Genomic DNA, 6,393 nt, shown 5'->3' with positions numbered 1-6,393 from the left:
AGGTGCCACGATTTAACGTCTGACACCTTTTTTTATTAATAATTCAAGTTTAGCAGTTCAAAAATAATGAGTTAATAATGAGTTTAGGTTAGCTCTAAATTGCTTTGAAGCTTCTGATAGTCGCCAACTAGCGTACCGCCGCCAGAACAAAACTGATTGAGTGCGTACTTATCTTGACTATCAATAGTTAGCTTGCCATCTTTGAATTGAAAAAAAGCCATACTGTCGTTAACGGTCGTTTGAAAAATAACGCCGTGCGCTTTATCTTGACCCATCAAGGTCGCCTGACCATCAAAATGGCAGGTCGGTTTTTTTACATCGCTACGAGCACGTACTTTTATATTAATCTGGTCGCTGTTATCTGCATCATCTGTCCGTACCATGACTCCCACCCAATCACTACCTTGCGCCCGTTTGTCATAACCTGAGGACGCATAATCACCAACGACCTTTTGTATAGCAGGCGTTTGAATAACAGTAGCACTCTTTGCCGTACTATCAACGATCAAATCATTATTATAGCTACAACCTGTCATGGTAGTGAGGGCAGTGGTCGCGAAAAGTATTATCGCAATAGAAGGGGATGCGTGGCGGTGTTGATATTTAATCATAAAAGAGCCTCCTTTGACGCTAATGAATGGTAGGCAGAATGTATGGCAAGCCATGACTATCCGCTAAATGATTAGAGTATGCCACAGTCTAGGACAGAACTCTCTTATCGCCTTATAGGATAAACGTTACGTAAACTTGCCCGCTATAGAGTAATGGATAGGTACTTATGCCAAGTTCATCACTCGATAAGCCTAATTGTCACTAAGCGCTCAACAAACAAGCTGCTAGCATAGCTTCGATCATCACATAACTCATCTCAATATCTGCTGCACTTAATACTTTAATAAAAATAAACCTTTATCCAATACTCCAATTCTGCAGAGAACTATCATGCAACTGATTACCGAAACTATTAACGCCTTATCTAACGCCTCATCGCCTCGTAGCAAGCACGATGTAAGACACGCCCAGAAAAATATGTTACCGCGTACTTTAATGATAGGTGGCGCATTTACAGCGCTGATACTAATGACAGGCTGTAGCCCGACACAGGCCACTCAAAACGATGCAGAACAAGCAGCGGGCGATGCGAAAAACATTAGTCTTTTGAATGTCTCTTATGATGTATCACGCGATTTTTATAAAGAATACAACACACTATTCAGTAGCGCTTATCAGGTTGAACATCCAAACAGTAAAGTGAGCATCAATCAATCGCACGGTGGCTCTAGCAAACAAGCGCTGTCTGTCGCTAATGGCTTACAAGCGGATGTAGTGACCCTAAACCAAGCAACCGACATGAACCTACTGGTGGAAAAAGGCTTGGTGGGCGCCAATTGGCAGCAAGCATTACCAAACAATGCCATACCTTATACCAGTACCATGGTGTTATTGGTGCGCGATGGCAATCCAAAAAATATTCAAGATTGGCAGGATCTGGCGCGTAATGATGTTGATGTAGTCATGCCAAACCCTAAAACGAGTGGCACCGCGCGTTATGCCTTTTTAGGGGCGTATGGGTATGGACTACATCATTTTAAAGAAAGCGTACAAAGCTCTGCCAAAACCGATGACTTTATTAAAAAGTTACTAGCAAACGTCGTCACTTATGACAATGGCGCCCGTGCCGCAACGACCAGTTTTACCCAGCGCGGGCTAGGGGACGTACTCATCACGACTGAAAATGAGGCACATTTAGTCACCAAAAAATACGCTAAAGGTCAGACTGAGCTCATTTATCCAAGCTACTCTATTACCATTAATAATCCAGTCGCCGTGGTCGATACTGTTACTGAAAAAAATGGTAATGCAGATGCAGCAAATACTTACCTAAAAGGTTTATGGGATAAGCCTGCACAGGAGTTAATGGCGCAGATGTATCTACGCCCCAGTGATAAAGCCGTTCTTTCCGCGCATAAAGGTACGCTACCTGATATCAATACTTTTGAGCCAATAACTGTCTTTGGGTCATGGGAGCAAATTATGGATAATTTCTTTGTCGATGGTGGAATTTTTGATCAGTTGGCACAGGCAGAGCAATGATGTTTTAAGTCGCGCGCAACTTGCTAACTCATTCACTTGCCAGTTGTCAGGCAAAAATCAGTTAAGAGTTTCTACCAAAAATGACTGTCTTTGACTCTCTACTTAGAATGTCCTCAACAGAATCTTACCAAATGCTTAATAAGTTTAATGTTCTTTCTTTATTATTCCATTTTGGCAATAACATACGCATATTAGTCATTAAACATAATAAGCTGGCACTGTTAGCATACTTGCATTACATAACAAACATTTTTGAGGCATTTATGACATCTTACGCGGCAGGCTATCAACAAAAAAGTAAAGCGCTTAGCGTATTAAGTATTGCAGGCGTTGCGCTCACACTTGGAATCGCTGGCTGTAGTAATAATGAGCAGGCAGATAGTACGGCGACTACAGAGGGTACAGCGGCGACATCAGAAGGGCAGAACATCGAGCTGCTAAACGTCTCTTATGATGTGGCACGTGACTATTATAAAGACTACAACCCACTATTCGTTGAGCACTATAAAAGCGAGCATCCAGACAGTAATATTCTAATCAAACAGTCACATGGTGGCTCAAGTAAACAAGCATTGTCTGTGGCCAACGGTCTGCAAGCAGATGTCGCTACCATGAACCAAGGCTCAGATATCGAGCTACTTGAGAAAAAAGGCTTGGTTGAAGCAGACTGGGAATCTCAGTTTCCTGATAACGCCGTGCCTTTTACCAGTACCATTGTATTTTTGGTACGTAAAGACAATCCAAAAGGTATCAGCGACTGGGAAGATTTAACCAAAGATGGCATTGAGATCGTCATGGCCAACCCAAAAGTCACAGGTAATGGTCGTTATGCGTTCTTAGGGGCTTACGGTTATGGTTTACATGCTTTTGATAACCAAGAAGACAAGGCCAAAAACTATGTTAAAGACATGCTAAAAAATGTCAAAGTCTATGAAAACGGTGGACGTGCTGCAACGACGACCTTTGTTCAACGCGGTATTGGCGATGTCTTGGTCACCTTTGAGAACGAAGCCAACTTGGCCGCGACTGATTTTGGCGCTGGTCAAGTAGATATCGTTTATCCTAAATACTCTATTAAATCAGAAAGCCCTGTTGCTATTGTTAAGGCAGTGACGGATAAAAAAGGTACTACGGACGCGGCAAAAGCGTATCTTGATTACCTATGGAGTGAGCCAGCTCAGCAATTGGCCGCTGACCTTTACTTACGTCCTAGCGTCAAAAGTGTCCTTGATAAAAACGGTGACAAACTACCACCAGTTGAAACTTTCCGCCCAAATGATGCTTTTGGCACCTGGGATGAGATTATGGGTACTTACTTCAGTGATGGCGGTGTATTCGATCAATTAGCTATTAATGCCCCACAGTAAATAGCTGGTACGAATGTAATAGAGCTGCTTAAAAAGTACGATAGCTTCTCATAAGGTAATTTGACAAGTAGCGTCCAACCATATAAAGGACATGGCCACCTGCGCTATGTCCTTTGTACCGTAAGCAAGCTAATAATACAGTCGATACAACGTGGTCGGCACTCTAAATATCATTGCTAAGTACCGAATTAAGTGTCAAACCAAGCTCTGAACTAGTACTGACGTTAGGCAATAGGACATCACTATGAATGCAAAAACATCTTCTGCCAATAAATCCCTTCATAAAAAAGGTTGGTTGACCCGTTTACGTCAGCGCAACGTGTTGCCAGGGTTTGGTCTGAGCATGGGCATCACGGTCTTTAGCTTGTCGTTATTGGTAGTCCTACCGTTTGCGATGATGGCCTACACCACGACACAGATGGGCTGGACAGGGTTTTGGGAGACCATTAGTCAACCACAAGTGACAGCTGCTATCAAGCTAAGTTTATGGATGTCGTTTTTGGCCATGCTTACCAACATGGTGTTTGGTACGCTAGTTGCGTGGGTACTTGTTCGTTATGAATTTTGGGGCAAGTCAATGATTAACGCCTTGGTTGATTTGCCATTTGCGCTGCCGACCGCAGTCACGGGTATCTCACTTGCCACACTTTATGCACCTAATGGTCTGATTGGTCAGTGGTTTGCCAAGTTCGATATCCAAGTCGCTTTTACCCCATTAGGTATTTGGCTGGCTTTAGTGGTAGTGAGTTTTCCGTTTATTGTCCGGGCGGTGCAGCCGGTATTGGCGGAGTTGTCTGTTGAGTTTGAAGAAGCTGCTGCGGTATTGGGTGCCAATCGCTTAACGACCTTTCGCAAAGTTATTTTACCGGAGCTACTACCAGCACTGCTGATGGGTGCTGGCATGATGTTTGCGCGTGCTACTGGCGAGTATGGTTCAGTGATTTTTATTGCGGGTAATATCCCTATGCAATCTGAGATTTTACCACTCATCATTATCAGTAAGCTTGAGCAATTTGATGTGCAAGGCGCATCAGCCGTTGCATTATTTATGCTACTGATCTCATTTGTGATTTTATTAACCATCAATATTGCTCAGTGGAAACTGTCGCGCCGTGTGGGAGCTCGCTAACATGCAAATATCTAATAGCTATGATTATCAGAGCAATCCTGCAACCAAAGACACTCCTTGGATACGGCGCACCTTTATTGCTGTTGCTGTTTTATTTATGATCGTCATGTTAGTCATACCACTACTGGCAGTGTTTTATGAAGCTTTTAAGAATGGCTGGCAGCTCTATATCGCCTCGCTCGTTGATCCAGAAGCCCTACAAGCGATCAAGCTAACATTGATCACCGCTGGTATCGTGTTACCGATCAATATGGTCATGGGTATTGCGATTGCTTGGCTGGTCACGCGTTATCAATTTAAAGGCAAACAGCTGGTCACCACCTTGCTTGATTTGCCGTTTTCGGTATCGCCTGTAGTAGCAGGTTTGATGTTTGTGTTGTTATTTGGTCTGAACTCTACCGTTGGCGGCTGGCTTGAGGGCATGGGTTTTCAGGTAATTTATGCTGTTCCTGGTATTGTATTAGCGACGTTGTTTGTCACCTTTCCATTTGTCGCGCGTGAGCTGATACCGCTGATGCAGACGCAAGGCGATAGTGAAGAGCAAGCCGCGCTTACTCTAGGCGCGAGTGGTTGGCAGACTTTTTGGCATGTCACCTTGCCAAATATCAAATGGGCCTTACTTTATGGCTTGATTTTGACCAATGCGCGGGCAATGGGCGAGTTTGGCGCAGTCAGCGTGGTATCGGGTCATATTCGCGGTGAGACTAATACCATGCCACTATTGGTTGAGATCGCTTATAACGATTATAACTTTACTGCCGCATTTGCGTTATCAAGCTTATTGGCAGCCCTTGCCTTGGTAACGCTCCTCATACAGCAAGTCATGACCAAATTACAAGAACGCAAGTTTGCCAAATCCGAACGGCTGATTAGTGCACCCGAACTACCAGTGAGTGCCAGTGCCACCGACACCACGGCGTCACAGACCGCTAACAGCTCAGGAAATATATAAGTAAAATGGTCTCAATAAGGAATGACCGACTTAAATACGATTAACGCTGTAGCCGATAAATAATTTGTCACGATAAGAAAAATATAATCAAAGGTACCATTATGAGCATCGAAATTCGTAACGTAAATAAAAATTTTGGTAACTTTACCGCCTTGGATAACATCAACATTACCGTTCCTACTGGTAAATTGACCACTTTGCTTGGACCATCAGGCTGCGGTAAAACCACTTTGCTACGTATTATTGCTGGTCTTGAATATGCAGATTCTGGACAGATACTTTTTGATGAGCTTGATGTAACTAACACACCGGTACAAAAACGCCATATTGGCTTTATGTTTCAGCACTATGCGCTATTTCGACATAAAAATATCGCTGATAATATAGCATTTGGACTAACGTTATTACCAAAGAATGAACGTCCTAGTAAGACTGATATCAACAAGCGCGTGGCCGAGCTATTAGACTTGGTACAGTTGCCACAACTGGCGAATGCTTATCCTCATCAGCTCTCTGGGGGTCAGCGTCAGCGGATTGCACTGGCACGCGCTTTAGCGGTTAAGCCAAAGTTGCTACTGCTTGATGAGCCATTTGGTGCGCTTGATGCTAAAGTACGTAAAGAGCTACGTACTTGGTTAAAAGATATTCACCATGAGCTTGGTATTACCAGTATTATGGTGACGCACGATCAAGAAGAGGCTCGTGCAGTGTCAGATGAGATTGTGGTTATGAATCATGGTCATGTAGAGCAGGTGGGGACCTCAGAAGAGTTGATTCATCATCCAGCCAATACTTTTGTGAGTGACTTTTTAGACTTAGTCTAATAAATGTCATGGAGCATAAAAAAAGAC

General features: G+C 43.5%; 6 protein-coding genes. 5 read left to right on the top strand and 1 reads right to left on the bottom strand.

What is annotated here, in order from left to right:
* Positions 1-83: 83 nt before the first annotated feature.
* Entirely contained in the window at positions 84-611 is a 528-nt protein-coding gene (locus PENNN9_RS06295; RefSeq protein ID WP_058368849.1) for a hypothetical protein, read from the bottom strand.
* 418 nt (positions 612-1,029) lie between these two features.
* Between PENNN9_RS06295 and PENNN9_RS06290 the strand changes: the two genes are divergently transcribed.
* The 5 genes from PENNN9_RS06290 (at position 1,030) to PENNN9_RS06270 (ending at position 6,366) form a co-directional block, all read left to right on the top strand.
* Positions 1,030-2,094: a sulfate ABC transporter substrate-binding protein gene (locus PENNN9_RS06290; protein WP_058368851.1), complete on the top strand. Its 1,065-nt coding sequence runs from the start codon at positions 1,030-1,032 to the stop codon at positions 2,092-2,094.
* A gap of 263 nt (positions 2,095-2,357) precedes the next feature.
* Complete coding sequence (locus PENNN9_RS06285) at positions 2,358-3,461, top strand: sulfate ABC transporter substrate-binding protein (protein WP_058368850.1); 1,104 nt, start codon at positions 2,358-2,360, stop codon at positions 3,459-3,461.
* Positions 3,462-3,705: 244 nt separating this feature from the next.
* Positions 3,706-4,590, top strand: coding sequence for a sulfate ABC transporter permease subunit CysT (gene cysT, locus PENNN9_RS06280; protein WP_058368848.1), 885 nt, complete (start codon positions 3,706-3,708; stop codon positions 4,588-4,590).
* Position 4,591: 1 nt separating this feature from the next.
* Complete coding sequence (cysW, locus tag PENNN9_RS06275; protein WP_058368847.1) at positions 4,592-5,542, top strand: sulfate ABC transporter permease subunit CysW; 951 nt, start codon at positions 4,592-4,594, stop codon at positions 5,540-5,542.
* Positions 5,543-5,643: 101 nt separating this feature from the next.
* Positions 5,644-6,366 (top strand): sulfate/molybdate ABC transporter ATP-binding protein, encoded by a 723-nt coding sequence (locus PENNN9_RS06270; RefSeq protein WP_075103225.1) that lies wholly within the window; start codon positions 5,644-5,646, stop codon positions 6,364-6,366.
* Positions 6,367-6,393 lie beyond the last annotated feature (27 nt).

This window comes from Psychrobacter sp. ENNN9_III (assembly GCF_001462175.1).
Classification (GTDB): Bacteria; Pseudomonadota; Gammaproteobacteria; order Pseudomonadales; family Moraxellaceae; genus Psychrobacter.
The sequence above is the reverse complement of the archived record's forward strand: the minus strand, read 5'-3'. Positions and strand labels throughout refer to the sequence as shown.